Source organism: Sphingomonas kaistensis (assembly GCF_011927725.1).
GTDB classification, from domain to species: Bacteria; Pseudomonadota; Alphaproteobacteria; order Sphingomonadales; family Sphingomonadaceae; genus Sphingomicrobium; species Sphingomicrobium kaistense.
The window spans coordinates 2334400-2360785 of record NZ_JAATJC010000001.1; the positions used below are offsets into that span (position 1 = coordinate 2334400).

Here is a 26386-nt window from a genome sequence, read left to right on the forward strand (position 1 = left end):
CGCGCGCTTCAGCCGGCGAGAAGCTGCTCGTAACGCTCGAGATTGCGGCGGCCGGTGATCTCGCTTGCCCTGACGCGCTGGCGGCCGGGATCGCTCGCGGTTTCCAGCTCCTCGATCATCGCGCGGGCGAGTGCCGCGCCGTCGCCGACTGGCGACAGCCGGCCATAGTTGCCGCCCTGCAGCAATTCGGCAGGTCCGGCTTCGCAATCGGTGCTGACCACCTTCAGGCCGGCGTGCAGCGCTTCGACCAGTACCAGGGACATGCCCTCATAGTCGGACGACAGGACGAACAGGTCCGCGCCGGCGAGATAGGGCCAGGGATCGAGCTGGAAGCCCGGCAGCCGTACCTTGTCGCCAAGGCCGAGATCGTCGCGAAGGGCTTCGAGATGAGCGCGCAACGCGCCCTCGCCCAAGATGACGAGGCGCGCATCGGGAAAGCGTTGCACCACCCTTGCAAAGGCGCGGATCAGGAGATCGTGATTCTTCTCGGCTTTGAACGCGCCGACGCTGATGATCCTGGGCGACGCCCCCTGCCACTGCTGGCGAGCGGCGGCATTTTCCGCCACGACCTCGGGAAGGTCGACCGGATTGTAGATGACCTCGACCTCGCTGTCGGAAAGACCTGCCAGCTTCGCGACGTCGGCGGCCGCGCCCTTGGACACCGCGACCCGGTGCTCGGCCCGGGGATAGAGCGCCTTCATGCTCAGCCGCAGAATCCGCCGGGTGCGCGGCGATGCATAATGATCCGACAGGAAGGTGTGATCGCTCAGCAGCAGCTTGGCGTTCGACCGCGCCACCATCTTCGCGGCCACGGCAAGGACCGTGCACGGCCACATGATCGCGTGCAGCGACCATGGCTTCTTGGCTTTCAGATAGCGGACTAGGCCCACGAGCGAGCTGCCGAGCCGGCCGGCGCGAAGCTCGATGATCCGGACTTCGGGCGGCACCAGGGGCAGCAGGACGCCGCCCCCGAAGGCGAGGATCAGGTCGACCTGATGGCCGGCGGCGACCAGGTGGCGCATGATCGCCAGCTGCACCCGCTCGGCGCCGCCCCCCGCCATGTCCGGCAGGAAGAAGGCGATCTTCCTTTTCTCAAACATGCCTGGCGGGGCAGGCTCAGACGAAGCGGCGGAAATAGTCGATGGTGCGGGCAAGGCCCTGCTCGAGCGGGATGGTCGGCTCCCACCCAAGCTTCTCGCGCGCGACCGAGATGTCGGGCTGGCGCTGCTTGGGGTCGTCGGCCGGCAGCGGCAGGCGCACGATCTCGGAGGTGCTGCCGGTCTGGCGGATCGCCATTTCGGCGAGCTGCAGCATGGTGAACTCGGATGGATTGCCGATATTGACCGGCCCGGTGACCTCGGGCGGGGAATCCATCAGCTTAATGAAGCCGGCGATGAGATCGTCGACGTAGCAGAAGCTGCGTGTCTGGCTGCCGTCGCCATAGATGGTGATGGGCTCGTTCCGAAGCGCCTGCATGATGAAGTTCGACACCACCCGCCCGTCTGCCGGGTGCATCCGCGGGCCGTAGGTGTTGAAGATTCGGACGACCTTGATCTCCATCCCGTGCTGGCGGTGATAGTCGAAGAACAGGGTTTCGGCGCAACGCTTGCCTTCGTCGTAGCAGCTGCGCGGGCCGATCGGATTGACGTTGCCCCAATAGCCTTCGGGCTGGGGATGGACGTGGGGATCGCCATAGACTTCGCTGGTCGACGCCTGGAAGATCCGCGCGCCGCAGCGCTTGGCAAGGCCGAGCATGTTGATCGCGCCCAGCACGCTGGTCTTGGTCGTCTGGACGGGATCGTGCTGGTAATGGATCGGCGAGGCCGGGCAGGCCAGGTTGTAGATCTGGTCGACCTCGACATACAGCGGCCAGGTGATGTCGTGCCGCATGAATTCGAAGTGCGGATGGTCGCGATAGTCGATGAGGTTGTCGCGGGTGCCAGTGAACAGATTATCGACGCACAGCACCTCGTCCCCGCGTTCCAGCAGCTTGCCGATGAGGTGGGAGCCAAGGAACCCGGCGCCTCCGGTGACGAGAACCCGGCGGCGGGCGGAATAACTGCGCTTCATCTGGTGTCGGTTCCTTGCGGGATCTGGCTCAGACCTTTGCCTTGCGCCGAGGAGAACGTCTAGAGGGGCGCGATGTCGACTGTTCGCGGCCGCGCCGTTCTTTACCTTACCTATGATGGCCTTACCGACCCCCTCGGGCAGTCGCAGGTCTTGCCTTACCTGATCGGCTGCGCCGAAGCGGGACACAGGATCACGATCGTCAGCTTCGAAAAGCCCGATCGCTTCGCCGCGGGGGCCGGGCAGGTGCGGGCGCTCTGCGCCGCGCACGGCATGGACTGGCACCCACAGCCCTTCCGGTCGTCGCCGCCGGTCCTGTCAAAGCTGATCGACCAGCGCGCGATGGCACGCGCCGCGATGCGCCTCGCCCCGGGCAACGAGATGATCCATGCGCGGAGCTACGTGGCGGCGGTCGCCGGGCTTCGCGCCGCGCAGAAGCACCGCCTGCCCCTGCTATTCGACATGCGCGGATTCTGGCCGGACCAGCGCCGGGAAGGCGGCCGCTGGCGCGACGACAGCCTGCTCGGCCGGCAGCTGTTCCAGTCTTGGAAGCGGAAGGAACGCAAGCTGGTCGAGGGATCCGCGCACCTTGTCGTCCTGACCAAGGCTGCCAAGCAGGAGGTCGCCCGCTGGGATTCCTACCGCGACGTCCCGATCTCGGTCGTCCCCTGCTGTGCCGACTTCTCGCTGTTCACCGTCAGCACCGCGGAACAGAAACAGGCGGTACGGGCGAGGCTGGGCATCCCGGCCGAGGCACCGGTCCTGTGCCACCTAGGCTCGCTCGGTACGGTCTATCTCGAAGACGACCTGCTGCGCCTGTTCGACACCCTTGCGAAGAAGCGGTCCGACGCTCGCCTGCTGCTGATCGGACGACACGATCGCGCTGCCCTGCTCGCAAAGGCCGCCGCGTTAGGTTTGGACATTGCTGACGAGCAACTGGTCATCGCCGCCGCCAATCGCCCCGACGTCCCGGCACTGGTCGGGGCCGCCGACGTCGGCGCGTGCCTGATCACGCCGACTTATTCCAGCCTCGGCGTGTCGGCCACCAAGCATGCCGAATATCTCGCCTGCGGGCTCCCGGTCATCGCCAATCGCGGCATCGGCGACGCGGAAGCGATCATTGCGCGAACCAGCGGCCACGTGCTCGTGGACACCACGCAGGCCAGCCTTGATGAAGCCGTCGCCCGGTTCGACGCGCTTGCCGCCGAGCAGCGCGGCGAGGTGCGCGAGCGGGCAAGGCCGCTGCTCGACCTTCCCGCCGCCATCCGCGCCTACGATGCCATCTATGCGCGGCCCGACAGGGCTGTAGAGGTTGCCCCATGGTGATCGCCCTCTTCGACCTTTGCGACACCCTGTATGCCGAGAATACGACGGTCGGATTCCTGAGGTTCGCCTCCAGGGAAGAACCCGCCATCGCAAGCGCGTTGCAGCGTTGGCTCGAGAACCCCTTGTTCTTCCTCCTGGGCGCAGTCGCCCAGCGCCTCGGTCGCGACCTCGCCCGCGAGCGGCTGGTGGCTTCGCTAGCCGGACTGCCGCGCGACAGGATCGAACACCTCGCGTCCGCCTATGCGGAACGTCTTGAGGATACCCGCTCCAACACCCCCCTCCTCGTCCGGCTCGACGAGCACCGCAAGCGCGGTGACCGGGTAGTGATCGTGTCGAGCAGCCTCGCTCCGGTGGTCGAGGCAGTGGCCTCCCGGCTGGGTGTCGAAGGGCATGGCTCCACGCTTGGTTTCACCAACGACGGACGGTGCACGGGAAAGATCACCAAGGACCTCACCGGCGCCAAGCCGGCGATCGCTGCAGGGCTGCGCGGGGAAGGTGAGTGGATGATCGTCTACAGCGACAACCGTACCGACGAGGAACTGCTGCGTTCGGCCGACGAGGGGTTCGTGGTCCTTCCGGCAGGCAAGAAGACACGATGGGCGGGCAACGATGTCAATTACATCCAGCTCTGACTCGCGCTCGCTCCTCGCCTTGCTGCCGGGCGCATACTTCCTGCAAAGCCGGGTCAAGGGCGCTCAGGACCTCCTTTACCTGGTCGCGACCAGCTTCGTTCCGGCTTGGTGGATGCTGGTCCGGCTCGGGGGACAGGGGTTGGTGGAAGCGGCCGCCAATTTCACCCTCGGCTATCTCGCCTTCATTGCCGTCTACGAGCTTGGCTATCTCGCCAACGACCTGTTCGACGCCCGTCGCCCGGGTGGCCGGAAGCGCTGGAGCGGGAGCAGCGGCGCTGCCTTCGTCGCGCCCTTCATCCTCATTCGGCTCATCGTCTGGGGACTGGTCGGCTGGGCCACCGGATGGATCGCCAACCCGGTCTGGCTTGGCGGCACGGCCTGCCTCGTGCTGGTGTTCGCACTGCACAACCTGATCCAGGCGGCGGCGCCGCGCAGCGCGACCTTCGTGCAACTGGGCCTGCTGCGCTTCATCATGCCGGTGATCGGCGCGCTGGAGCCGGCCCGACTGCCGCTCGCGCTGCTGATTGCGCTGCTGCTTTATGTCTACCTGCGCTGGCTCGCCTACCTCGACAGCAAGGACCTGCTGCGGATCGCGGAGCGCCGCCATCCGCGATTCGCGCTGGTGCAGATGCTCCTGCTCGGCCCGATCGTCGGCCTGACCAGCCTGATCGGGGCGACTAGCCTGCCGCTGGAGATTTGGGGCTTCCTGATGCTGCTCTACGCGTCGCGGCAGGCGCTGGAGCGGCGACGCTCCGCGATCCCCCAGGCCTAGTCCGTTTCGGCGCTGACGAGCCGCTCGACCACCGCCGGCAGCGAAGCGCGCCAGTCCGGCAGGGAAAGCCCGAAGCTATCGCGTAGCTTGCCGCCGTCGAGAACCGACCAGGCCGGTCGCTGGGCAGGCGTCGGAAAGTCGCTGGTGGGGATCGGCCGGATGCGGGTGGCGGAACCGCCCAGGCGCATGATCTCGGCGGCGAAGTCGGCCCAGCTTGCCCGGCCGCTACCGGCGGCATGAAAAGTCTGGCCCCAGCCCGTCCGGTCGCCGGCATGGCGCCGCTCGGCCAGCGCGAGGATCACATCGGCAAGGTCGAGCGCGTTGGTGGGTGAACCGACCTGGTCGGCGACCACGGCAATCTCCTCGCGGTCGCGCGACAGGCGAAGCATGGTCTTCACGAAATTGGCGCCGAACGGGGAATAGACCCAGGCGGTGCGCAGGATCAGGTGATCGCCCTGCCCCTCCCTCACGCGTCGCTCGCCCTCGGCCTTGGTTCGGCCATAGACGCCGAGCGGGGCGATCGGCTCGTCCTCGCGCATCGGTGCTGCCCCCGTGCCGCCGAACACGTAATCGGTCGAGACATGGATGAGCGGTGCGCCCACCGCGGCAGCGGCTTCGGCGAGTTCACTGGCGGCCTCGGCGTTGATGCGGTGCGCAAGCTCGGGCTCCTGCTCGGCCTTGTCGACCGCGGTGTAGGCGGCTGCGCTGATCACCAGGTCCGGCCGTGTGTCTCGGACGGCCGCCGCGACCGACCCCTTCGTGGCGAGGTCGCAGCCCGGCCTGGCAGCAAAGACGAGATCGAGATCGGTCAGTCCAGCGGAACGCTCGGCAAGGCTTCGGGCAAGCTGGCCGTCGCGCCCGGTGACCAGCACCTTCATCAGGCTTTGCCGAGCCGCTCGCCAGCATAGGCCTCGCGCAGCGGCCCCCACCACCACGCATTGTCGAGATACCAGTCGACCGTTCGGGCGAGCCCCTGCTCGAAGTCGACCGAAGGATGCCAGCCGAGCTCGCGTTCGATCCGCGAGCAGTCGATGGCGTAGCGGCGGTCATGGCCGGGGCGATCGGTCACGAAGGTGATGAGGTCACGCCGCTTGCGGCCGTCCTCCAGCGGACGGCGGGCGTCCAGCGCGTCGCAAATGGCCTCAACCACCTGCAGGTTGGTCCGCTCAGCCTTGCCCCCGACATTGTAGCTTTCGCCCACGGCGCCCTTGCGGATGATCGTCTCCAGCGCTGCGGCATGATCGTCGACGAACAGCCAGTCGCGCACGTTCTCGCCCTTGCCGTAGACCGGCAGCGGCTTGCCCTCGAGCGCGTTCAGGATGACCAACGGAATCAGCTTCTCGGGGAAGTGGTAGGGCCCGTAATTGTTGGAGCAGTTCGAAAGCACCACCGGCAGGCCGTAAGTGTGGTGCCAGGCCCGGACCAAGTGGTCGGACGCGGCCTTGCTTGCGCTATAGGGCGAGGACGGCGCGTAGGGCGTTTCCTCGGTGAAGAAGCCGCTGTCGAACGGCAGGTCGCCGAACACCTCGTCGGTCGAGATGTGGTGGAAGCGGAAGCCGTCCCTCCGGTCGCCTTCCAGGCTCCGCCAATAGTCGAGCGCCGCCTGGAGCAGGCGGTAGGTGCCGACGACATTGGTTTCGATGAACACGCCCGGCCCGTCGATCGAGCGGTCGACATGGCTCTCGGCAGCCAGGTGCATGATGCCGCTGACCTGCTCCTCGCGCAGCAGGGCGCCGACCAGCGCCTGGTCGCCGATATCGCCTTCAACGAAGCGATGGTTCGCCGCTTCCTCGACTTCCCTGAGGCTGGTCAGCGAACCCGAATAGGTCAGTTTGTCGAGGGTCACCACGCGCTGGCCCGAGGCGACCAGCCGGCGCACCACCGCACTGCCGATGAAGCCGGCACCGCCGGTAACGAGAATGGCACTCATTCGAAGAGATCCGCCTGTGCAAGGTGGGGAGCGTTCTGGTCCTTGGCCGACAGCAGCCACTGGTCGCGGGGCAGCGGCCACTCGATCCCGATCGCCGGGTCGGCGGGATTGATCCCGCGGTCATGCTCCGGGCTGTAGGGCGCCGACACCTTGTACTGGACCTCGCTGCCTTCCTCGAGCGCGAGGAAGCCGTGGGCGAAGCCGACCGGAACCAGCAGCTGGTTCCACGTGTCGGCCGACAGGACCACTCCGGTCCACTGGCCGAAGGTGGGACTGGAGCGGCGGATATCGACCGCAACGTCGAACACGCTGCCACGGCTGACCCGGACCAGCTTGGCCTGGGCGACCGGCTCCAGCTGATAATGAAGGCCGCGCAGCACCCCGCGGGCGGAACGGCTGTGGTTGTCCTGCACGAACGTCAGGTCGATCCCGGCGTCGCGAAAGCGTGACTCGCTCCATACTTCCGAAAAGAAGCCGCGGTCGTCGCCGATGCGACGCGGCAGGATTTCGAGGACGCCCGGCAGCCCGGTCTCCTTGACCTCAAGCATTGCCAAGCTCCTGGACGCGGCGGCGGAGGTAGCCGGCGTAGGGCGTCTTGCCGAGCTGTGCGGCCCGCTTCAGCACGGTCGCACCGTCGAGCCAGCCCTGCTCGAGCGCGATTTCCTCGGGGCACATGACCTTGACGCCTTGGCGGTGCTCGATGGTCCGGACGAAGCTGCTCGCGTCGAGCAGGCTTTCGTGCGTGCCCGTGTCCAGCCACGCATAGCCACGACCGAGCCGGGTCACGTACAGATCGCCGGCCGCCAGATAGGCCCGATTCACGTCCGTGATCTCAAGCTCGCCGCGCGGGCTGGGCGCCAGGTTGGCGGCAATCTCCACCACGCGGTTGTCGTAGAAATACAAGCCGGTCACCGCGAAATGCGACTTGGGATTGGCAGGTTTCTCCTCGATGTCGGTGACCTTGCCGTCTGCATCGAAGGTGGCGACGCCATAGCGTTCGGGATCGTCGACCGAATAAGCGAATACCGTCGCTCCGCTGTCGCGGGCAGCCGCCTGACGCGCGAGATCGCCAAGCCCGGCGCCGTAGAAGATGTTGTCGCCGAGCACGAGCGCGACCTTGTCGTCGCCGATGAACTCGCGGCCGATGATGAAGGCTTCGGCAAGGCCGTTCGGCTCGGCCTGCTCGGCATAGCTCATGCGGATGCCGAAGTCCGTCCCGTCGCCGAGCAGGCGCTGGAACAGGGGAAGGTCGTGAGGCGTCGAAATCAGGAGGATGTCGCGGATGCCCGCCAGCATCAGCATGCCGAGCGGATAATAGACCATCGGCTTGTCGTAGACCGGAAGCATCTGCTTCGACACGGCCAAGGTCGCCGGGTAGAGACGAGTGCCGCTCCCGCCGGCAAGAATAATCCCCTTCACTGCTTCTCCCCGCTTCGCTAGGCCGCGCCCCATGAGCCCAGGACTGTTCGATAGCAGAGACTTGTTCGCAAGCGAGCGCAAAGTCGGGCCAGTGTTTCCGGTCGGCAGGTGCTGACGTGATCCCCTACTGGCTCCTGTGGTCCTTCTTCTTCCTCGGTGTGATCCTGTCGCAACGGCAGGCGCAGCCGCAGGTGGCCGGGCAGGCACCGGACATCAGCGCACCGCGCCTCTCGATCGGAATGTCTGTCGGACTGATCCTGCTGACCGTGATGATCGGCTTCCGCTACCAGGTCGGCGGCGACTGGCTGAATTACGAAGAAATCTTCAAGCGAAGTGCCTTTAGGACGTTCGATCAGACCCTCCTGCAGAGCGACCCCGGCTACGCCCTGCTGAACTGGGCGAGCCAGCAGCTCGGTTACGACGTCTGGCTGGTCAACCTGGTGTGCGGCTTGCTGACCGTTTGGGGGATCTTCGCACTGGCCCGACGGGAGCCGCAGCCATGGTTGTCGCTGCTGATCGCGGTCCCCTACCTGATCGTCGTGGTCGGCATGGGTTACACCCGGCAGGCAGCGGCGCTTGGCCTGGTGATGGTTGGCCTGGCGAGCCTGCTCAACAACGGAAGCGTCGCCCGAATGGTGCTCTGGACCGCAGTCGGCGCACTGTTCCACAAGTCTGCCGTCATCTGCCTGCCGTTGGTGGCGTTCACGGGAGACCGGCGCAAGATCATCGACCTCGCCCTGCTCGCCTCATCGGCACTGGGGCTGTACACCCTCTTTTTGCAGGACAGCGTCGACCGCCTGTTCCGGAACTACATCGAGGCGCGCTACAGTTCGAGCGGGGCGGCCATCCGCATTTCCATGTCGCTGCTGCCGGCAGTCGTGTTCCTGGCCTTCCAGCGCAGGCTCGGCCTCAACGAGAATGAAGCCAAGCTTTGGCGGAATTTCTCGCTGGTGGCGATCGTGGCGACGGTGGCGCTGTTTCTGTCGCCCTCGTCGACCGCAGTCGACCGGATCGCTCTCTACCTGCTACCGCTCCAGTTCATCATCCTGGCCCGCATCCCCGGGACGCTTCTCACTCGCAACTTCGGCAACCTGCTGATCGCGGCCTACACGGCGGCCGTGCTCTACATCTGGCTTAATTTCGCAGCCAATGCCCACGGCTGGCTGCCCTATCGCATCTGGTTCAACGCCTAGAAGGCGTCACTCCACCGTCACGCTCTTCGCCAAGTTGCGGGGCTGATCGACGTCGGTGCCCTTGAGCACGGCGACGTGATAGGCGAGCAACTGGACCGGGACGGCATAGACCAAAGGCGCGATCAATTCGTGCACGGCCGGCATCTCGATCGTCGCCACGCAGCCGTCGCCCGCCGCCGCAATGCCCTCGGCGTCGCTGATCAGGATGATCCGCCCGCCGCGCGCACGGACTTCCTGCATGTTGCTGACGGTCTTGTCGAACAACGGTCCTGACGGCGCGAGGACGATCACCGGGACGGCATCGTCGATCAGCGCGATCGGACCATGCTTCATCTCGCCCGCGGCATAGCCCTCGGCATGGATGTAGCTGATCTCCTTGAGCTTCAGCGCGCCTTCCAGCGCCATCGGGTAATCGGGACCACGGCCAAGATACAGCACGTCGCGAGCCGGGGCGACGAGGTGCGCCATCGCTTTGATGTCCTCGTCATGGTCGATCGCGCGGGCCATGGCCTCGGGCGCCTCGGCGAGGTGCGCGACGATCTCCCGTTCCTCTTCCGCCGTGATCCGTCCACGCGCCCGGGCGAGGTTGACCGCAAGCGCGGCAAGCACCGCCAACTGACAGGTGAACGCCTTGGTCGAGGCAACGCCGATCTCCGGTCCCGCTCGCGTCGGCAGCAGGAGGTCGGCCTCGCGCGCCATCGAGCTGGTCGGGACGTTCACCACCACCGCGATCCTTTGTCCCTCCGACCGGGCGTGGCGCAGGGCCGCAAGCGTGTCGGCGGTTTCGCCCGACTGGCTGATGAACAGCGCCAGGCCGCCCTTCTCGAGGACGGGATCGCGGTAGCGGAACTCGCTTGCGACATCGATGTCGACCGGCACGCGGGCAAACCGCTCGATCCAATATTTGCCGACCATGCCGGCGTAGAAGCTGGTGCCGCAGGCCACCATGGTGACCCGGTCGACCTGGCTCAGGTCGAAGTCGACGGCGGGAATGGCGACTTCGCCTTCGAACGCCCTGACGTAGCTTTGCAGGGTCTGCGCGACGACCAGCGGCTGCTCGAAGATCTCCTTGCGCATGAAGTGCGCGTGGTTGCCCTTTGAGATGGTCTCGGTGCTGGCTTCGCTTTCGACGACCTGCCGCTCGACCGGCGCGTTGTCGCGATCGAAGATCTGCACGGAATCGTTGCGGACGACGACCCAGTCGCCCTCGTCGAGATAGGCGATGCGGCGGGTCCAGGGGGCCAGCGCGATCGCATCGGATCCGAGGTAATTCTCGCCCTCGCCATAGCCGACGGTCAGCGGCGCGCCCATGCGCGCACCGATCACCAGCCCGTCATGGTCGCGGAACAGGAAGGCCATGGCGAACGCCCCGTGCAGCCGAGGCAGGACCGCTGCGACCGCCTGCTCGGGACTGCGCCCGGCCTCGACCTCGCGGGCAACGAGGTGGGCGACCACTTCGCTGTCGGTCTCGCTCAGGAGCGTGCGGCCGTCGGCAAGCAGTTCGGCGCGAAGCGGCTTGAAGTTCTCGATGATGCCGTTGTGCACGAGCGCGACCGGACCCGCGATGTGCGGATGGGCATTGGCCTCGGTCGGCGCGCCGTGGGTCGCCCAGCGGGTGTGGGCAATGCCGGTGATCCCCGGAAGCGCGCTTTCGGCAAGCCGCGCGCCAAGGTTATCGAGCTTGCCTTCGGCCCGCCGCCGCTCGAACCCGCCGTGGACCAGCGTGCAGATCCCGGCGCTGTCATAGCCCCGATATTCGAGCCGCCGGAGCCCTTCGAACAAGCGCTGCGCAACGGCTTCACGGCCGACGATCGCGACGATTCCGCACATGACGCTTACTTGCCTTTCTTGGCCGACTGGCGCTCGCGGAAATGCGCGGCCCAGCCGGAGAGTTGTTTCTGCTCGGCGCGCGTCACGCCCAGCGCGTCACCCTCGACATCGCGGGTGACTACCGAGCCTGCTCCGACGATCGCGCCGGCGCCGACGTTGACCGGCGCGACCAGCGAACTGTTCGAACCGATGAAGGCCCCCTCGCCAATACGGGTCTGATACTTGAAGAAGCCGTCGTAATTGCAGGTGATGGTTCCGGCCCCGATGTTGGCTCCGGCCCCGACGTCCGCGTCGCCGATGTAGCTGAGGTGATTGGCCTTGGCCCTGGCCCCCAGCTTCGCCTTCTTGATCTCGACGAAGTTTCCGACCTTGGATCGCTCGCCAAGCTCGGCACCTGGACGCAGGCGGGCGTAGGGACCGACCTCGGCCCCTGCCCCGACGCTGGCCCCTTCGAGATGCGAAAAGGCACGGATCACCGCGCCGTCGGCGACGCTCACCCCGGGGCCGAAGAAGACGCTCGGTTCGACCAGCACGTCGCGGCCAAGCCTGGTGTCGGCACTGAACCAGACGGTGTCCGGATCGAACAACGTCGCTCCCTCGGCCATCGCCTGGGCCCGGCGGCGGCCCTGCCAGTCCCGCTCGACCAGCGCGAGTTCGGAGCGGCTGTTGATGCCTGCGGTCTGCCAGGGATCGCATTCGACGGCGACGCTGTGGCGGCCCTCGGCAGCGGCCACCATGACGATGTCGGGCAGGTAATATTCGCCCGCCGCATTGTCGTTGCCTACCTTGGCCAGCCAGCGGAACAGGTCGGACGCGGCAACCGCCATCATGCCGCTGTTGCACAACCTGACCGCCCGCTCCTCGGGCGAGGCGTCCTTATATTCGACCATGCGCGCGATGGTGTCGCCCTGCCCCAGGACGACCCGCCCGTAAGAGGCTGGATCGTCGGGCGAGGACGCCAGCACCACGACGCCAGGGCGGTCCTCCGCCTCGAGCCGGCCCTGCATCGCTTGCAGCGTCGCGGTCTCGATGCAAGGCGTGTCGCCGTAGAGAACCAGCACCGTGCCATCGAACCCGGCCAGGGCCTCGGCCGCCTGGGCCACGGCATGGCCGGTGCCCTTCTGCTCCGCCTGCAGCGCAAGCGTCAGCTGATGGCCGGCAAGCGCGCCCTCCAGCTGCTCGCGTCCCGTGCCGACGACAACCACCCGCCGCTCCGCCTCAAGCGTGTCGACGGTATCGAGCAGGTGCATGAGCATCGGTTTGCCGGCGAGCGGATGGAGGACCTTGTGCAGGTCCGAACGCATCCGGGTCCCTTGACCGGCAGCGAGAATGACAACGGCGAGCGGCTTCATGGATGCGGCTGTGGCAGAGGCTTCGATAAAGAGAAAGGGCCTCCGTCCCTGAGGGGAAAGAGGCCCTTTCGAATTTACAGGGAACGGACGTCAGGCGTTGCTGCCGCCGTCGCTTCCGCCGGTCGGGCCGCTGCCGGTTGGCTTGCGGGTCGATCCGCGCCGGGTCGCACCGGTGCTGCGGGTCGATGTCGCGCGCGAACGGGTCGCGGTGCCGCTGCGGCTGGGGGCGGCGCGCTTGGGCGCGGTGGCCGCGCTCTTCGCCGCGCCTGCTGCGCCCTCGGCCTTCTTTCGCGTGCTGGTCGATCCGCTGCTGCGCGCGGTGGCGCCGCTGGCTTTGGCCTTGGTGCTCGACGCGCGCTGGCTGGCGCTGCGCTTGGCGGTGCTGGCCGTCGATTTCGCGCCCGACCCGCGGCTGCCGCTCGACGAGGAGGACGACGACGAGCTGCTGCCGCCGAGGACCTTCTGGGCGGCATCGGCAACCGCTTCAGCGATCAGCGAGCCGAGCTTGCCGACGCTGCTTGCCATCGACGTGGCGGCGCTGGTCGCGCTGTCGGCGGCATCGAGCCCGGCGTCGCGGATCTTGCGGCGGACCGACGGGCTGGCGCTGATCGCGGCGGCCGCTGCGGCGAGGCCGGCGGCGAGCATTTCCTTGCTCATCGCCGCCTTGGCGAGCTTGTCGAGCGTGTCGTTGAGGTTGGTCGAGCCATCCTCATCGCCATCGCTGGCCGAACTGCCTGCGCCGGCCTTGTCGTTGCCGAGCTTGTCCTGCTGGCTGGTGAAGCTGCTGGAGCCGCCCTGATTGTTCGATTTCGAGGTCTTGGACCTGGCCACGAGATGATCTCCCCGTTGGATGCGTTACCGGCAAGACGATGCAGCGCCGGAACGGTTCCCTCGGCGGCTGCTAAGCCCCGGATGTGTTAAAGGGACCGTCGCTCCGAAAAGCGACGATCCCTTCGACATGGTCAGCGGCCGGAGAGCTCCAGCCCGGGAGACCTTGAGTGCCGGCTGGTTAGGCCCGCGTCTCCCGAACGAACTTCACCGAGCCTCTTGCTGAACCATGAGACATCGGATCACCTCCTTTCGCTGTGTTGTTGGCACGACGGAGAATGCGTGATTCCGGCGCTCGTTCAAGCCTTGAAATGATCGTCAGCTTCGGCAATCCTCGACCGCTCGTGCCGGCTCGGCCGCCGACCGCAGGATCAGCGGCATCGCCCCCCTCGCATCCACCCATAACCGCCCGCGACTGAAGGCGATTGCGTCCAGCAGCGGGTCGGTCGCGAGCACCATGTTGCCTGGTCCGAGCTGGCGTTCGCTGCTGGTCGTGGCGACGCGAATCGGGGCGGCCGGAACCACGCCGGTGCGTGAAAAGCTCACCCGCCGAGTCGACCGGGTGCAGCGGATGACGAGCTGGATCCCGCGCGAATCGGAAAACAGCGCCTCGCTGGAATCGGGCGCGTTGCGCCAGGTCCAGGAGCCGGCGGTGATCGGGCGGGTGCGCCAGTCGGCGGGAGCGGGCTGGCTCGCGGATTGCGGAACGGGGGTTGCGGCCGCCTGCAGCGCGGCAAGGATCGGGATCAGCATGGGATCTGGCTCAGCGTACCAGCTTGTCGACCTTGGTGCGAAGCGCGTCGAGTTCGGCCTTGAGTGCGGCCACCTCGTCCTTGTCCTCGTCCGCTGCCGGAGCGGTCGACGCGGCGCGCGGGGCGGAGGCCCCGGTCAGGACCTTGGCGCTCTGCTCGAACAGCGCCATCTGCCGCTTGGCCATGTCCGCGAACAGGTTGCTTCCGAACGCATCCTTGAACGCCGCCTGGTTCTTGGAAAAGCTCTGCATCGCGGCGTCGAGATAGCCCGGCACCATGGTCTGCATCGAGTTGCCGTAGAGCGCGATCACCTGCCGGAGGAAGCCTGCAGGAAGCATGGTGGCGCCGCCCCGCGCTTCTTCCTCGACGATGATCTGGGTCAGCGCCTGATGGGTGATGTCCTCGCCCGACTTGGCATCGACCACCACGAAGTCGCGCCCCTCGCGGATCATTTGCGCCAGGCGGTCGAGCGTGACGTAGGTCGAGCTTTCCGTGTCGTAGAGCCGCCGGTTGGCGTATTTCTTGATCGTGATCTTGTGGGGAGGGGCATTCATGGGCAGTCCTCTACGCGACGTGGCCCATGACCTAGCACCGCCGTCTATTGCACCGCAACATTCGCGCGGTCCGCGTCCCCTGCCGCTGTTCGTCGAACTCCTCCGGCAAGTCACGGCGCGTGATCCCGAACTGGGGCAGAAGGCGCTGGAGGGACTGCGCCGCTACCAGACGGCGCCCGCTGTTCCGTGTCGCCAGGAACGGCCGGTGGTGCACCGCTCGAACGGCACGAGCCTGCGCGATTGCGGCGGAAGCGGACCGGCGCTGGTGCTGGTGCCCTCGCTGATCAACCCGCCCACCATCCTCGACCTAGATCCCGCCTGCTCCCTCGCCGATGCGCTTGCGGTGCGGCATCGCGTGTTCCTGCTCGACTGGGGACCGGCGGCGGAGCGCCAGGACCTCAGCCTCGACGGACATGTCGCGGAGCGGCTGGTGCCGCTGCTCCACGCGGTGGGACCGGCGAGCTTGATCGGTTACTGCCTCGGCGGCACTCTGGCGCTGGCCGCCGCGTCGACCTGCGCCACGGTCCAGGCAGTCGTGACCCTCGCCTCCCCCTACCGCTTCGACGCCTACGAGGACGCGGCACGGGCGCAGCTTCTCCGCTTGTGGAAAGCAAGCAGGGCGGCGGCCGAACAGCTCGGCTTTCTGCCGATGGAGGTGCTGCAGGCGGCCTTTTGGCAGATCGACCCCGCCCGGCTGGTGGCCAAGTTCGCCCGTTTCGCCGACTCCGACCCCGCATCTCCCGAGGCGCTCCGGTTCGTCGCCATGGAGGAATGGGCTAATAGCGGCGAGCCACTGCCTCTCCCCGCCGCCCGCCAGATGGTCGAGCAACTGTTCGGCGCCGATGTTCCGCTGGCCCCCCTTCCCTCCTGCCCGATGCTCCACGTCACCGCGGCGGGCGACCGGATCGTCCCCGCCGCCACCGCTGCGGCCGGCGAGCAGCTGTCCTCGCCTTCGGGCCATGTCGGCATGATCGTCGGCCGCGATGCGCAGCGAACGCTGCACGGACCGCTGCTGTCATGGCTTGAAGGCGCCGCATCGGCCCGCTAGGGGCTGCCTCAGGCACCCGTAGCTCAGCTGGATAGAGCGCTGCCCTCCGAAGGCAGAGGCCACAGGTTCGAATCCTGTCGGGTGCGCCATGATTTTAAACGATTTTCCGATGTCTCATTTTCGGGCGTGTCCGCGTTACCGTCAGTGCTACGTCGATTTTGCCGGGTCGGACCGGGCCACGCTGTCAGCTTCCCACGCTGGCGAAAAGCCCGGAAAACCGCCACTAATTCCGTAAAAAGACGCCTAAAGTGGCCTGTCCGCGTGAATAGGCTCGCGCGGGACCGTAAAAATCCGGCAACCCTCTACCGCCTTAAGTGTGTATGCCATACGCATCGCCTGTTGACCGGGCAGCCTCACGTGTGTATAGGATACACATGAAGAGCAGAGACGTCATCAAGCTGATTGAAGCCGCCGACTGGGTTCAGGTTCGCGTTCGCGGAAGCCATCACCAGTTCAAGCATCCGACGAACCCCGGCGTGGTCACTGTGCCCCATCCGGAACGTGATCTCGCCATCGGTACCCTGCTTTCGATCGAGCGGGTCAGCGGGGTGAAGTTGCGCTGAGATGGCGAATCTCGCTGCCGTAACTTGACGTTAAGATGCGAATACGTATCTATACACACACCCTACCACGGAGAGTCCCCATGGCCACGGCCATCTATACTGGCATTGTTGAGCGTGCTGGCGAAGGCTACAGCGTCTTCTTTCCTGACGTTCCCGGCTGCGTGTCTGCCGGCGGCAGCCAAGCCGAAGCGTTCGCCAACGGCGAAGCTGCGCTCGAAGCGCACCTCGAGCTCTTGGTCGAGGACGGCAATGATCTTCCGCGCCCCTCGGCGGAGGTCGAAGTCGATCCAGAGGTCCAGGAAGTCTGCCGCTTCCTTGCCCGCGTCGAACTCCCCGGACGCGCGGTCCGCCTTAACATCACCATGCCGGAGGGCTTGGTGTCGCGCATCGATCGTGTCACGAGCAATCGCTCTGGCTTCCTCGCCGAAGCTGCGCGCGACAGGCTGGCGAAAGAGCTGGCTGACGCTTGAGCCTCCGAGATGATTGCTCGGCGCCTCGAACCGAGTAGCTTCTCCCTATGGCCGGGAGGAAGATTCGCTTTGTTGTAGGAATAGACGGCGGCGAGCGTGAACTCTTCAGCGTTGAAGAAGGCGGCCGTGGCGGCCTAACCCTTAATCTGCCAGTCGACCCGCCGCCATCGCTTTTGCATATATCAAAAGTCGCGCACCGCTTCTCATTCCATGAATCTGAAAATTCGGCCGACGGCGGTTTCTTGATCAAAGAAACCAAGAAGCACTCGGACGGGTCGATCAAAGAAAATTATGCATACGTCAAACCACTCGATGGGCACGCGTTACTGCCTGCCTTCTCCCGCATCCCCGCCACGTTGAGACATTCCCCCGACAGTACGCGCAAGCCTCGCAAGGCAACGATCAAGGTCTTCGACAAGCACACTGGGGGCCCGATCTTCTTCGTCGTGACTGTCTCGCGTGCTCCAATCGAACGCAAGCATTTTCCACGCGGGACGAAGACCGTTGAGAAGGCGTTTAAGAGATATCATCTCTATGTGACCGCTGGCGTTTTCTACAATTGCGGCGCGTTGAATCGGTCGATTACTGCGACTACAATTTCATCCGGTCCGCGCGAGAATGGAATCCGCTACAAGATCGTTCCCAACTTCAAAATGCCGGAAGCGGTTAGTCCCTCCCCTGACCAATTGGCGTTCTTCATCGAGTCCCGCATCGCTTCGGTTTCATACTTCTACCGCAAATTCCTATCGGGTTCGCCTCTAGACACTTTAGATGCGACGATTCCTGATCGCGTAGCGCGCCTCAAACGGGCTCAACTATATTTGCCGGGACCAGACGAATTCGATTGCATCACATCCATCGATGACCGGATGAGATTTTGGCGGAGAAATCCGCCAGCGGGACTTGAGCTGCATCCGCAACACGGCGAATTCGTTTATCACCCGATTGACGAAGACGAACTTGGTTCCAAATGAGCCACCTCATGCTTTGCCTCGCCGCCACCGTGATCGACGGCGATGGCTTTCGCTGCCGAAATCTCGGCGAGGTCCGCCTGCTCGGCATCGACGCGCCGGACTATCAGCGCTCGCGGCCATGTCGCCAAGGCTTCGGCGACCACGTCTGCAGCGATCACCAGGCACGCGCGGCCAAGGAGGCCATGCAATCGGCGCTGCGCCTCGGCCCTGTGCGGGTCGAGACCGTGGGCCGGGATCGCTATGGCCGGCGTCTCGGCATGGCCTACGCCGGTGGCGTAAATCTCAACTGCCGGATGCTTCGCGTGTCAGGCGTTCGCTACATCGCTCGCTACGACAATGGCAGGAGGGTCAGGCGAGCCTGTGGCCTCTGATCCCCTCGCCATTTCCTGCCCGCGCTGCAATGCAACCTCTGGCGAACCCTGTCCGCGCGAAGGGCGCTATGCTGGCCTCCCCCACTTCCAGCGTGTCGAGGCAGCGGGCGGTGACACGGCCGCGTCGTCGCTTGAGGAGAACCGGCGATTTCGGGAAAGCAGGGGCGTGAGGCGGCGCTAGGGAGCGCTGGGTTCGAAGGTCGACCTGCGCGAGGGGCTGAGATAGGTGAGCATGATGGAATACATGCCTTACCTTCTCGTGCTCTGCTTGATAGTCGCAGGCTTCTCTATTCGCGCTTTCCTCAAGGACGGGGGAAAAGACACTTTTAGTAGCGGAGCAGCGCACTTGCCCACCGGGTGTTTACTCGCACCGCTTTTTGCAGTCGGCATTTTGCTATTTATGTCAATTGTCTAATCCCAGACTTGATTTGAATCGGCTGTTAAAAGGATATTCGTCTTGCTTCGACGCGTCGTTCGTAATCTGCCGCAGGTCTTCGAGCGATTTTCATCTGCCCTTCGCCTTTCCGTATTCCGGATAGGCTATCCGTCTTTCCAATGTGGCAAGGGTGTGATCTTGAAGAGAGGGGCTCGACTTCGCATGGTGCCTGGCGCCAAGCTCGCGATTGGCGACCGCGTCGTCATCGATCGCTTTGCCACAGTGGACAGCGAGGGAGAACTGTCGATTGGGGCAGACAGCTATATCGGACAAGGAACCATTATCGTTGCCGCTGAGCGCATCACGATCGGCCAAGACGCTCTGATTGCCGCCTACTCGACCATTCGCGACCAAGATCACGGCATCTCCAGCGCGAAACTCTATCGCGACCAGCAGAAAACAACGAAGCCGATATTCATTGGGGACAACGTATGGTTCGGCACCAACGTAGTCGTATTGAAGGGGGTGACGGTCGGCGCGGGGGCCGTGGTGGGGGCAGGCGCGGTGGTGCGAGCCGACGTTCCGGCTCGCTTCCTTGCCGTCGGTGTCCCGGCGAAGGCCAGGCCTCTGGCCGACAGCGAGTGAGCGAGGTTCGAACCCTCGTCAATCGCAGCAGCGTCTCTCTCGTCGTCAGGGTTCTCGGGCTCGCCCTCAGTTTTCCTGCCACGATCTTGCTGTCACGATCGCTCGGGATTGACGAGTTCGGCGCCTACTCGATCGCCTTCAGCTACGCCTCGATCGCCGCGATTGCGGTGCGGCTAGGCTTCGACAACACGGCAACCAAATTCGTCGCTATCTATAGGCAGAACAGCGCCGGCCGACCCTTGCGAGCCTTTTTCCGTTATTCGGTTCGCACCATGCTGGCGGGGTGGGCGTCGCTCTGCCTGGCGGCGATGGCGTGGCTGGCAGTCTCACCGACCATGCCTCTACTGCTCGCCAGCGGGGCCGCATTCGTCGCCATCTCTCTCGCGCTTATCGGCGTCCTGTCCGCCGTCCTGCGCTCCTTCGATCACATCTTCGAGAGCCAGTTTTACGAGCAGCTGCTGAGGCCGCTGCTAATCATTGCTCTCCTGGGCGGCGCCTGCCTCGTCGGCGCCAAGGTTGACGCAGCAGCCGGGATGCTTTTCACCGCCGCCAGCCTCGCTGCCGCAACGCTCTTGGCGTTCTGGCGGTCAACCCGTCTGATCAGCAGCGTGCCGGCCAATGGCGAACTGGAAGGTCAGCGCGCGCTGTGGTTTCGAATGGGCTGGGTCGTCGCGATCATGAGCGTGGTGCTTGAAACGCTCAATCAGATAGAGGTCATCCTGCTAGGTGCGCTTGCCTCGCCCGCGGCGTCCGCGCTCTTCGCGGCCCCGCAGCGGCTTTCGAGCTTGGCTGCGCTAGGCATGACTGCGATCGTAACGGTGACCGGTCCCCGCATCGCTGCGGCCTTCCACAGCGGCGACAAGGAAGGGTTGGCCAAGATTGCGCAGGTCAGCGCAAGGCTGTGCTTCGGATCAACCTTAGCCCTCGCGGCAGGGCTTCTTCTCGTCGGGCCCTGGCTTCTGCAGCTATGGGGGAAGGAATTCACAGCCTCGGCGCCCGTGCTAAATGTGCTGCTGATCGGCGCGCTTGCCAATGCAGCGACGGGCTCCGCAGGCTACCTTACTATCCTCACCGGCCATGAACGGGCCGCGCTTGGCATCTTGCTCGTCACGCTCGTCCTCACCGTTGCGCTCGAGCTGGTCCTCATCCCTCAATTTGGCGCTGTGGGAGCCGCGTCTGGGGCGGCCTTCGGCCTTACTTTGTGGAATGTGGTGATGGCACTCTACGTTCGCCGGAAGCTTGGGATCGATTGCACAGTAATTGGACGACCGGTGGCCTCGCCCGTCTAGCCTATTGGCGTGTAGGATTTCGCCGCGTACCCAGCGAATCGTCCTGCTCGGGGGATAGGGGCTGGGTCGAGCGCTATGTGCCAGATGCGCTCCCCAGCACCCGCTTCACACACCAGTCTACAGCCTGATCCCGAACAGACGCGGCCGCGTGGCGCTTCTCACCGCGGCGCGGTCGCGCTCTTCACAGCGGGCCACCACCTCGATCGCATCGCGGGTCCGCCCGTTGGCCTGATCGAGCCGCCCGGTCTGCTGATCGCCGAAGACAATCCAGTCGGCGACGGTCTGGCCAGTTGGCAGCGGCGCCGGGGCAATCCCCTGCCGCCAGTCAGCGGGGAGCAGCGAAGAGCAGCTTGCAGGCTGGTTGGTCACGGTAGGCGTCACGCAGGCAGAGAGCCCGGCGGCCAGCATCAGCAGCGCGAGGATCGACCTCGGCATCGGCACCTGGAGCATTGCGAATGGACCTTTCGTTGATGCGGTCGAGCTCGGCCGAAGCCCGCTCCCGCTGGTTGGCATTCGATTGAGTGGCGATGGCATCAGCGGCGCTGTTGGTCGCGGCGCCGGCCTGGGCGTCCTCCACCCTCTCCTGCCCTGCTCGGCTGCGCATGGTCTGGCACTGGCTGAGCAGGAGGATGATGGCGATGATCGCAACCGTGACGGCGATCGCGAGAGCCGTGGCGCGGTTCACTTCCGCGCCTGCGAGATGACCGACATGCAGAGGCGCAGCACGTCCTCGGGAGGAAGCTGCCCCTCGGCCGCCCGACCGCGCTGCGCGATCGAGAGGATGGCATCACTGGTCTGCCGCTTGTTGCCCGTGAAGGCGTCGGCGATGTGGTTGAGAAATTTACCCATGATCAGGCTCCCAGCTTGCCAGGCTTCAGCAGCTCGTTCTGACTGGCGAGCAGGCCGGCGGTGACGTTGACGCGGATGATCTTGTCGGCATGGGCCGGGCTGGTCTTCTTCGGGTTCTGGACCGCCAGCGCCGTGCCGACGACATGCGCCGCAACCGCCAGCATTGCCGCGCTGTCGTTCTTGCCGTGTTTCTTCATCAGGTCGGTGACCTCGGCGCGAAAGGCATTGGTGCGCGGCGCCATACGAACGGGTTTCAGCGCCTCGGTGTCTAGCGCGGGCTGCGACCGAATGGAGACCTGCGTGATTTCGGGGATCGGGAGTTCTTCGGGCATCACTTTGTCTCCTGTCAGATGGAAGTAGTATCCGAAGCCGTAGGCGGCCTTGATCTCGAAGGGCGGGTGGTATGGCTTCAGCCGAGAGCGCAGGAGCGAGACTTGCACGGTGAGTTGGTTCTTCACGTCGAACAGACCGTCATGCTCGAGCTCGAGGGCTAGGAAGTCTTGGCTTGCTTCCCCGCGAAGGATCAGCGGCCGCATGATCTTGACCTGCGCCGGTGTGAGGCTGACCGCTTCGCTTCCCCAACTCAGCACGTTGCCGACCAACGTCACCGGCCCGCGGCGATAGACCTTGGCGCTCTCGTCAAACGGCCGTTCGCAGTGCGGGCAATAGTCAGCCACCGCCGACCGCCCGGTGCGTGGTCACCGCTCGCCCTTGATCGCTGCCGCTTCGTCCTGGGCAGCGTTTGCCACCTGCTCTGCGGCCTGCGCTGCGCCAGCCGGTGGTTGGCTGGCGGCGGCTTCGATTGCCCGGAACGCGGCGCTAGTGTTGTCGACCCGCTTCTCGTCGTTCTTGTTGGCGGCGAAGTGAAAGGCGGCGGCCATGTTGAGCAGGCCGGTGATCACCACCGCCTGCAGCATCACCTCGAACAGCTTCACGTCCCACAGCGCGGGGTTGAGCCAGGCCATGAACAGCATCGCGGCGGTGAGGCCGAACAGCCCGACAGTGAACCATTGGCGCTCGTTCACAGCAGGAATCCCTTCATCTCGGTCAGCGCGGCGGCGCGGTCGGCGAGGCCGTTGAGGCCGCCGTTGATCTTGCGGGTGATGGCGTGGAGGTTGTCGGCGTCGGCCAAGGCGTTGAGCTTGTGGCTCGACCAATATTCGCAGGCGACCATCAGCCCGATCGACGGCAGCGCGACAACTTCGGGATGCCGCTCGAAATCGATGCCCAGCCGGGCGCCGTAGACCTGGTAATTGCGGCGCCCGGTCAACTGGATCGGACCGCGGCCTTTGAACAGCTTGCCATCGCCCGCCCGGACATTGCCGAGATCCTTACGCCCTTCGTAGGCCTGACCGCTGGCAATCTCCTCCATGTATCGGAAGCCGCCGCTCTCATGGATCAGCTGCGCCATCGCGTGGGCAAGGCGGAGCGGGTTGGCCAGGATGCCGGCGGTGCGGAAGTGCACGTTCGCCGACAGGCCAAGCTCCCGGGCCCGCTCCGGCGCGGCGCCGCACTTATAGAACAGCTGGGTCAGGGTGTCCGGCCCGATGATCCCGTCGGGTTTCAGGCCGAGGCGGGCCTGCAGCCGGCTTGCCTCGATGGTCATGGCGCCGATACCTGCTTGGCCAGCGCGGCAGACCGCAGCTCTGCCAGCCGCACGCGCTCACGTTCGGCCCGGTCCTTGGCCCGGCGCCACTCGTCGGCGACCACGGAGGCAATCGCGGCGGCGTCGTTGGGCTTGGCGCGCACCCTGTCGAGGAAGTTGCCGAACAGTTGATCGGTGGACGCCAAATCATGCCGCACCGACCGGGTTTCCTCTTCGGCGATCGCAAGGCGGGTCATTGCGGCGGCCAGCTTTTCCTCCAGCCGTTCCATTCTTTCACGCATACTGGCCATTTCTTCGGCACGCTCCTCGAGAAGGTCGCGCTCCCGCTTGTTGGCGAGCTCGACCAGCACAGGCTTCAGCTTGAAATATCCGCCCACCAGCAGCGCCAGCAGGCCCCAACCCCACGGCGCCCGCTCGAACGAGCTGCCCACCGCGACCAAGATGCTATCGAACATGGCCGCCCCTCCCGTAGGTCCGCATCAGGATCAGCACGAAGACGCCGGTGCAGCAGACCAGCACGAAGACGGCGGCGAGCAGCGAAAGGTCATCCGGGGCGAGCAGCCAGCGCAAGGCGCCGGAAAGAACCATGATCGCGATACACGCCACCCCGGCCCGCATCGGGTCGCCTCTGCGGGGCGATCTGCCGAACGCCGACAGCGCGCCGGGCAGGGCGTAAGCCAACACGCAGGCCCAGATGATGCCGGCGAGGACGAACAGCGCTGTCATGCTGCTCGACCCCCGCCCGACTGGCCCTTGCGGCGGCGCCAGGCCCGGAAGTTGCCAATCACAATGTCGAGGTAATATCCCGCCACCAGGGTGGCCGTGATCGCCAGCACGGCTCGGCTGATGGTGTCCTCGGCAAGCCAAGCCGCCACGATCAGCACCGCCGACACCAGCGGCTTGAGGACTGCGGCGAGCCAGAACGGACGCTTGTTGAAGGTCGGGCCGAAGATTGGGTTGGCCTCGGTGATGCCGACCGAACGGAACAGGTGCGTCGACCACAGGTCGAGCAGTTGCAGCACGGCGAGGACGATCGCCGCGACGAGCGCGATGTTCATGGAGTGCTTCCTTGATATTGGGCGAAGGCGTTCGCTAGGCAGGCGGAGCGTCTAGACCTTCGTCACGGTGACGCCGTTGATCAGTGCTTCAAGCGTCGCCGACCCGAAGCCCGGGTAGAAGTCGAGCCTCATGTCATTGCCCGCATGAGTGGCGCTGATCGTGACGGTGTAGGTGTTGACGCCAGCCACCAGCTGCCGGTTGTTCACCGCGCCCGGACCCCAGCTTGGGCCGATCTGCACGACCGGACCCGTGTCGCCCAGCGCGAAGACGTCGACGACGATCTGGTATTGCTCGCCTTCAAGGAATGGCCCGGTCAACGCTTGAGACGTCGTCGCGAATTGCGTGGTTCCCAAGTGCAACTGGCCGCCGCTGATCGAAGCGCCCGCGCCAAGAGTGACGCCCGTCGCATTGTCGAACGTGGTGTTGGGCGCGCGCTGGGCCGGGGTGGATCCGCCGCCGCCGCCGCCACCTGCTACCGCCGCGAGTTTGCTGTTGTCGCCAGGGGTCACCAGGGAGGCCACAGCCGCATAGTTTCCGCCGACTTGCGTGCGGATCAGTCCGGAGCCGCTCGCTGCGACGTAGCCATATAGCGGAGTTCCCGGAGGGCCTTCGTTGCCCACCACCGACCCACGGCTTGCGGCGTCTGCGAGGTCGAGCTCGAAATAGCATTCAGAGGCCGCATCCGGAAAGTCGAAGCGACAGCCGCGAACATGCGCCTCCTTCAAGGGGATGCTGTAGCTGTAGGTCACCGTCCTGACGCAGGCGGCCGATCCGTCCGGCGTCTTGGCGCCCCACTTAAGTCGCTCGCCGTCCATTTCGAGACGCTCGATGTGACCCACCATGCCGTTGAAGCCGTCATTCACGCCCCGGTAACGGTTGTTGCGCAGTACCAGTTCGTCGAACGCCCATGGAAAGCCTGCCGGGGGTGCCGTCGGCTCGCACAGCGCCGGAAAGCTGGTCGTGAGGGTGTTGGTGTCGGGATTGGTGAGGGTGTTGCTTTCCAGCAGTAGCTGGCCGCGCGGCCCCTCGGCGAACTGCCACATGATCCGTGCATCGCGGACATCGTTGTGGTCGACCTGGCCGCCGTACAATCCCTTTCCGCGCAGCGGGCCCAGCGCCATGCCGCAAAAGTAGATGAACGAGCTGCGACCGTCGGATCCGGCCACCGCATTGAGGCCCAGGCCCTTCACCCGGTTGTGGTGGATGCGATAGCCCGACGATCCCGCCAGCACGCGCATGACGCAGGCGAAGCCGTAAGCCTGCCCACTTCCGTTGACCCGATGCGGGGCCATTTCGATCTCATTGGCGGAGACGTCACCGCCGGTGATGCCGAAGAGGGAAAGACCCTGATAGTCGAGGTTGCGGAAGCGACACCCCTGGACCACCGGGTTTTCGATCATGCGGATGATCCCGCCGTTGTCGTCGGCGATGAATATCAGACCCTCCGACCCGTCGATGAAGTCGCAGTCGATCACCCGCGGGTTGACCAAGGGCCCGGCCAGCGCAGCAACCGACCCATTGCCGCCCTTGCTGCGATAGTAGGAACCGAACGCCAGGCCGAACTCGCCGCCGGCCTCCAGTGTGTGGCGGGCAGGCGCGAACGTCATTCCTTCGGCGGTGCAATTGCTGTTGGTGAAGCAGAAGAGGTTGTTGGCCGTGGCGGCGATGTTGGCGCCCGCCGCCTCGCGCAGCACGCTCAGGCCGCGGGTTCCCTTCAGCGTGACGTTGGCCTGGTGGGCATAGAGGGCAAGCTCGGTGCTGATTTCCCGGGCCGGCATCAGGATGCTCGCCCCTGCCGGAACCTGCGCCAGCATCCGCCGCAGCGGCACCCCGACGCTGGCCGAGGCGCCATTCAACCACCATTCTGCCTTATACTCGCGGTCGACGACCCGAATGTGAGCACCGCTCGCGCCGGTCGAGGCCGCAGTCGGCGCCACCACCAGGGCCTTGTCGACATCGGCGGTGACCTTGGCCGACTGGTTGCCTGCCGTGAATTTGAAGGTGCCCTCGATGCCCGTCTCCGCCACGAACGTCGCGGAGTCGGCCGTGGCCGTGCTGCTGGCGAGCTGAGTCCGGGAAGAGACCGAGCCCGCCCCGCCCCCGCCGCCGCCCAGCAGTCCCGCGTCGACCCGCTTGGTGGCGCCGTCCTGCACGCCGTACAGCTGCAATCCGGTGGCAGTGGTCGCCGCCGGCACCGAGCCGTCGGTGAGCTTCTTGTTGGCCATCTACTTGGGCTCCATCAGGCGAGCGATCTGGTCTTCCAGGCTCGCGACACGTTCTTCGAGTGACAGGGCCTTGCGGGCGGCCTTGTCCTTGCGGGCGGGGTTGGCTTTCAGGCGGGTATTCTTGAGGTCGAACTCATCGAACTCGGTCGGCGCGCGGGACAGCCTGTGGCACTCCCACTCGGCACCAAGCGCGTGCGGGTTTTGCGTCCACATCACCTCTTGGGTTTCCCGGTGGACGGCGGCGAAATGGGCCATT

The 26386-nt window shown here is 65.5% G+C and carries 34 protein-coding genes and 1 tRNA gene; 13 read left to right on the forward strand and 22 right to left on the reverse strand.

The features are described 5' to 3' along the window. Positions 1-8: 8 nt before the first annotated feature. Positions 9-1100, reverse strand: a complete 1092-nt coding sequence (locus GGQ97_RS11475) for a glycosyltransferase (RefSeq protein WP_168069702.1) — start codon at positions 1098-1100, stop codon at positions 9-11. 16 nt (positions 1101-1116) lie between these two features. Next, positions 1117-2070 carry a UDP-glucuronic acid decarboxylase family protein gene (locus GGQ97_RS11480; protein ID WP_168069704.1) on the reverse strand — a complete coding sequence of 318 codons (954 nt, stop codon included), beginning with the start codon at positions 2068-2070 and terminating at the stop codon, positions 1117-1119. Between the two features lie 72 nt (positions 2071-2142). On the opposite strand from GGQ97_RS11480, the gene GGQ97_RS11485 reads away from it, so the two are divergent. The 3 genes from GGQ97_RS11485 to GGQ97_RS11495 are packed head-to-tail and all read left to right on the forward strand — an operon-like array spanning position 2143 to position 4797. Then, positions 2143-3393: a glycosyltransferase gene (locus GGQ97_RS11485; protein ID WP_168069705.1), complete on the forward strand. Its 1251-nt coding sequence runs from the start codon at positions 2143-2145 to the stop codon at positions 3391-3393. Further along, positions 3387-4025 (forward strand): HAD family hydrolase, encoded by a 639-nt coding sequence (locus GGQ97_RS11490; protein WP_168069707.1) that lies wholly within the window; start codon positions 3387-3389, stop codon positions 4023-4025. Before GGQ97_RS11485 ends, GGQ97_RS11490 begins: the two co-directional genes overlap by 7 nt. Continuing rightward, positions 4003-4797 carry a hypothetical protein gene (locus GGQ97_RS11495; protein WP_168069709.1) on the forward strand — a complete coding sequence of 265 codons (795 nt, stop codon included), beginning with the start codon at positions 4003-4005 and terminating at the stop codon, positions 4795-4797. The genes GGQ97_RS11490 and GGQ97_RS11495 overlap by 23 nt, the downstream gene beginning before the upstream one ends. Here GGQ97_RS11495 and rfbD read toward each other — a convergent pair. From rfbD to rfbA, 4 genes are read right to left on the reverse strand one after another with little or no spacing between them, the layout of a single operon-like run. Then, complete coding sequence (gene rfbD, locus GGQ97_RS11500; RefSeq protein WP_168069711.1) at positions 4794-5675, reverse strand: dTDP-4-dehydrorhamnose reductase; 882 nt, start codon at positions 5673-5675, stop codon at positions 4794-4796. The genes GGQ97_RS11495 and rfbD overlap by 4 nt on opposite strands. Further along, the gene (gene rfbB, locus GGQ97_RS11505; protein ID WP_168069713.1) at positions 5675-6727 is read right to left on the reverse strand and encodes a dTDP-glucose 4,6-dehydratase; all 1053 of its coding nucleotides are present in this window, start codon (positions 6725-6727) and stop codon (positions 5675-5677) included. Before rfbB ends, rfbD begins: the two co-directional genes overlap by 1 nt. Next, a complete protein-coding gene (gene rfbC, locus GGQ97_RS11510) occupies positions 6724-7275 on the reverse strand; it encodes a dTDP-4-dehydrorhamnose 3,5-epimerase (protein ID WP_168069715.1) in 552 nt (183 codons plus the stop codon). The genes rfbB and rfbC overlap by 4 nt, the downstream gene beginning before the upstream one ends. Then, on the reverse strand, positions 7268-8146 hold the full coding sequence (gene rfbA, locus GGQ97_RS11515; RefSeq protein ID WP_168069717.1) for a glucose-1-phosphate thymidylyltransferase RfbA: 879 nt from the start codon (positions 8144-8146) through the stop codon (positions 7268-7270). Before rfbA ends, rfbC begins: the two co-directional genes overlap by 8 nt. A gap of 116 nt (positions 8147-8262) precedes the next feature. On the opposite strand from rfbA, the gene GGQ97_RS11520 reads away from it, so the two are divergent. Then, positions 8263-9339 (forward strand): EpsG family protein, encoded by a 1077-nt coding sequence (locus GGQ97_RS11520; RefSeq protein ID WP_168069718.1) that lies wholly within the window; start codon positions 8263-8265, stop codon positions 9337-9339. Positions 9340-9345: 6 nt separating this feature from the next. Here GGQ97_RS11520 and glmS read toward each other — a convergent pair whose 3' ends face one another. From glmS to phaR, 5 genes are all read right to left on the reverse strand, one after another. Further along, positions 9346-11169: a glutamine--fructose-6-phosphate transaminase (isomerizing) gene (glmS, locus tag GGQ97_RS11525; protein ID WP_168069720.1), complete on the reverse strand. Its 1824-nt coding sequence runs from the start codon at positions 11167-11169 to the stop codon at positions 9346-9348. Between the two features lie 5 nt (positions 11170-11174). Next, positions 11175-12521: a bifunctional UDP-N-acetylglucosamine diphosphorylase/glucosamine-1-phosphate N-acetyltransferase GlmU gene (gene glmU, locus GGQ97_RS11530; protein WP_168069722.1), complete on the reverse strand. Its 1347-nt coding sequence runs from the start codon at positions 12519-12521 to the stop codon at positions 11175-11177. 90 nt (positions 12522-12611) lie between these two features. Further along, on the reverse strand, positions 12612-13352 hold the full coding sequence (locus GGQ97_RS11535) for a hypothetical protein (RefSeq protein ID WP_168069724.1): 741 nt from the start codon (positions 13350-13352) through the stop codon (positions 12612-12614). Positions 13353-13667: 315 nt separating this feature from the next. Beyond that, complete coding sequence (locus GGQ97_RS11540) at positions 13668-14102, reverse strand: hypothetical protein (RefSeq protein ID WP_168069726.1); 435 nt, start codon at positions 14100-14102, stop codon at positions 13668-13670. Positions 14103-14112: 10 nt separating this feature from the next. Continuing rightward, positions 14113-14655 (reverse strand): polyhydroxyalkanoate synthesis repressor PhaR, encoded by a 543-nt coding sequence (gene phaR / locus GGQ97_RS11545; RefSeq protein WP_168069728.1) that lies wholly within the window; start codon positions 14653-14655, stop codon positions 14113-14115. Between phaR and GGQ97_RS11550 the strand changes: the two genes are divergently transcribed. From GGQ97_RS11550 to GGQ97_RS14685, 9 genes are all read left to right on the forward strand, one after another. Next, positions 14654-15703: an alpha/beta fold hydrolase gene (locus tag GGQ97_RS11550; protein ID WP_209022845.1), complete on the forward strand. Its 1050-nt coding sequence runs from the start codon at positions 14654-14656 to the stop codon at positions 15701-15703. The genes phaR and GGQ97_RS11550 overlap by 2 nt on opposite strands. A 12-nt stretch (positions 15704-15715) precedes the next feature. Beyond that, positions 15716-15792 (forward strand) — tRNA-Arg (locus GGQ97_RS11555). Between the two features lie 285 nt (positions 15793-16077). After that, the gene (locus GGQ97_RS11560) at positions 16078-16266 is read left to right on the forward strand and encodes a type II toxin-antitoxin system HicA family toxin (protein WP_168069729.1); all 189 of its coding nucleotides are present in this window, start codon (positions 16078-16080) and stop codon (positions 16264-16266) included. Between the two features lie 80 nt (positions 16267-16346). After that, positions 16347-16736 (forward strand): type II toxin-antitoxin system HicB family antitoxin, encoded by a 390-nt coding sequence (locus GGQ97_RS11565; protein WP_168069731.1) that lies wholly within the window; start codon positions 16347-16349, stop codon positions 16734-16736. 47 nt (positions 16737-16783) lie between these two features. Next, positions 16784-17710 (forward strand): hypothetical protein, encoded by a 927-nt coding sequence (locus GGQ97_RS11570; RefSeq protein WP_168069733.1) that lies wholly within the window; start codon positions 16784-16786, stop codon positions 17708-17710. 8 nt (positions 17711-17718) lie between these two features. Continuing rightward, positions 17719-18081: a thermonuclease family protein gene (locus GGQ97_RS11575; protein WP_168069735.1), complete on the forward strand. Its 363-nt coding sequence runs from the start codon at positions 17719-17721 to the stop codon at positions 18079-18081. Further along, positions 18047-18262, forward strand: coding sequence for a zinc finger domain-containing protein (locus GGQ97_RS14730; protein ID WP_425338723.1), 216 nt, complete (start codon positions 18047-18049; stop codon positions 18260-18262). The genes GGQ97_RS11575 and GGQ97_RS14730 overlap by 35 nt, the downstream gene beginning before the upstream one ends. A 276-nt stretch (positions 18263-18538) precedes the next feature. Beyond that, on the forward strand, positions 18539-19102 hold the full coding sequence (locus tag GGQ97_RS11580) for an acyltransferase (protein WP_168069737.1): 564 nt from the start codon (positions 18539-18541) through the stop codon (positions 19100-19102). Next, a complete protein-coding gene (locus GGQ97_RS14685; RefSeq protein WP_168069739.1) occupies positions 19099-20391 on the forward strand; it encodes an oligosaccharide flippase family protein in 1293 nt (430 codons plus the stop codon). The genes GGQ97_RS11580 and GGQ97_RS14685 overlap by 4 nt, the downstream gene beginning before the upstream one ends. Before the next feature lie 117 nt (positions 20392-20508). Here GGQ97_RS14685 and GGQ97_RS11590 read toward each other — a convergent pair whose 3' ends face one another. From GGQ97_RS11590 to GGQ97_RS11640, 11 genes are all read right to left on the reverse strand, one after another. Next, a complete protein-coding gene (locus tag GGQ97_RS11590) occupies positions 20509-20760 on the reverse strand; it encodes a hypothetical protein (protein WP_168069741.1) in 252 nt (83 codons plus the stop codon). After that, complete coding sequence (locus GGQ97_RS11595; protein ID WP_168069742.1) at positions 20717-21076, reverse strand: hypothetical protein; 360 nt, start codon at positions 21074-21076, stop codon at positions 20717-20719. Before GGQ97_RS11595 ends, GGQ97_RS11590 begins: the two co-directional genes overlap by 44 nt. After that, positions 21073-21240, reverse strand: a complete 168-nt coding sequence (locus tag GGQ97_RS11600; RefSeq protein ID WP_168069744.1) for a hypothetical protein — start codon at positions 21238-21240, stop codon at positions 21073-21075. Before GGQ97_RS11600 ends, GGQ97_RS11595 begins: the two co-directional genes overlap by 4 nt. Before the next feature lie 2 nt (positions 21241-21242). After that, positions 21243-21848, reverse strand: coding sequence for a helix-turn-helix domain-containing protein (locus tag GGQ97_RS11605; protein WP_168069746.1), 606 nt, complete (start codon positions 21846-21848; stop codon positions 21243-21245). A gap of 90 nt (positions 21849-21938) precedes the next feature. Then, a complete protein-coding gene (locus GGQ97_RS11610) occupies positions 21939-22265 on the reverse strand; it encodes a hypothetical protein (RefSeq protein WP_168069748.1) in 327 nt (108 codons plus the stop codon). Then, positions 22262-22846, reverse strand: a complete 585-nt coding sequence (locus GGQ97_RS11615) for a glycoside hydrolase family 19 protein (RefSeq protein ID WP_168069750.1) — start codon at positions 22844-22846, stop codon at positions 22262-22264. The genes GGQ97_RS11610 and GGQ97_RS11615 overlap by 4 nt, the downstream gene beginning before the upstream one ends. Further along, positions 22843-23301: a hypothetical protein gene (locus tag GGQ97_RS11620; RefSeq protein ID WP_168069752.1), complete on the reverse strand. Its 459-nt coding sequence runs from the start codon at positions 23299-23301 to the stop codon at positions 22843-22845. The genes GGQ97_RS11615 and GGQ97_RS11620 overlap by 4 nt, the downstream gene beginning before the upstream one ends. Continuing rightward, positions 23291-23572, reverse strand: coding sequence for a hypothetical protein (locus GGQ97_RS11625; protein ID WP_168069754.1), 282 nt, complete (start codon positions 23570-23572; stop codon positions 23291-23293). The genes GGQ97_RS11620 and GGQ97_RS11625 overlap by 11 nt, the downstream gene beginning before the upstream one ends. After that, positions 23569-23904 carry a DUF5658 family protein gene (locus tag GGQ97_RS11630; protein ID WP_168069756.1) on the reverse strand — a complete coding sequence of 112 codons (336 nt, stop codon included), beginning with the start codon at positions 23902-23904 and terminating at the stop codon, positions 23569-23571. Before GGQ97_RS11630 ends, GGQ97_RS11625 begins: the two co-directional genes overlap by 4 nt. A 51-nt stretch (positions 23905-23955) precedes the next feature. Next, on the reverse strand, positions 23956-26130 hold the full coding sequence (locus GGQ97_RS11635; RefSeq protein ID WP_168069758.1) for a hypothetical protein: 2175 nt from the start codon (positions 26128-26130) through the stop codon (positions 23956-23958). Further along, complete coding sequence (locus GGQ97_RS11640) at positions 26131-26385, reverse strand: hypothetical protein (protein WP_168069759.1); 255 nt, start codon at positions 26383-26385, stop codon at positions 26131-26133. Between the last annotated feature and the right edge of the window lies 1 nt (position 26386).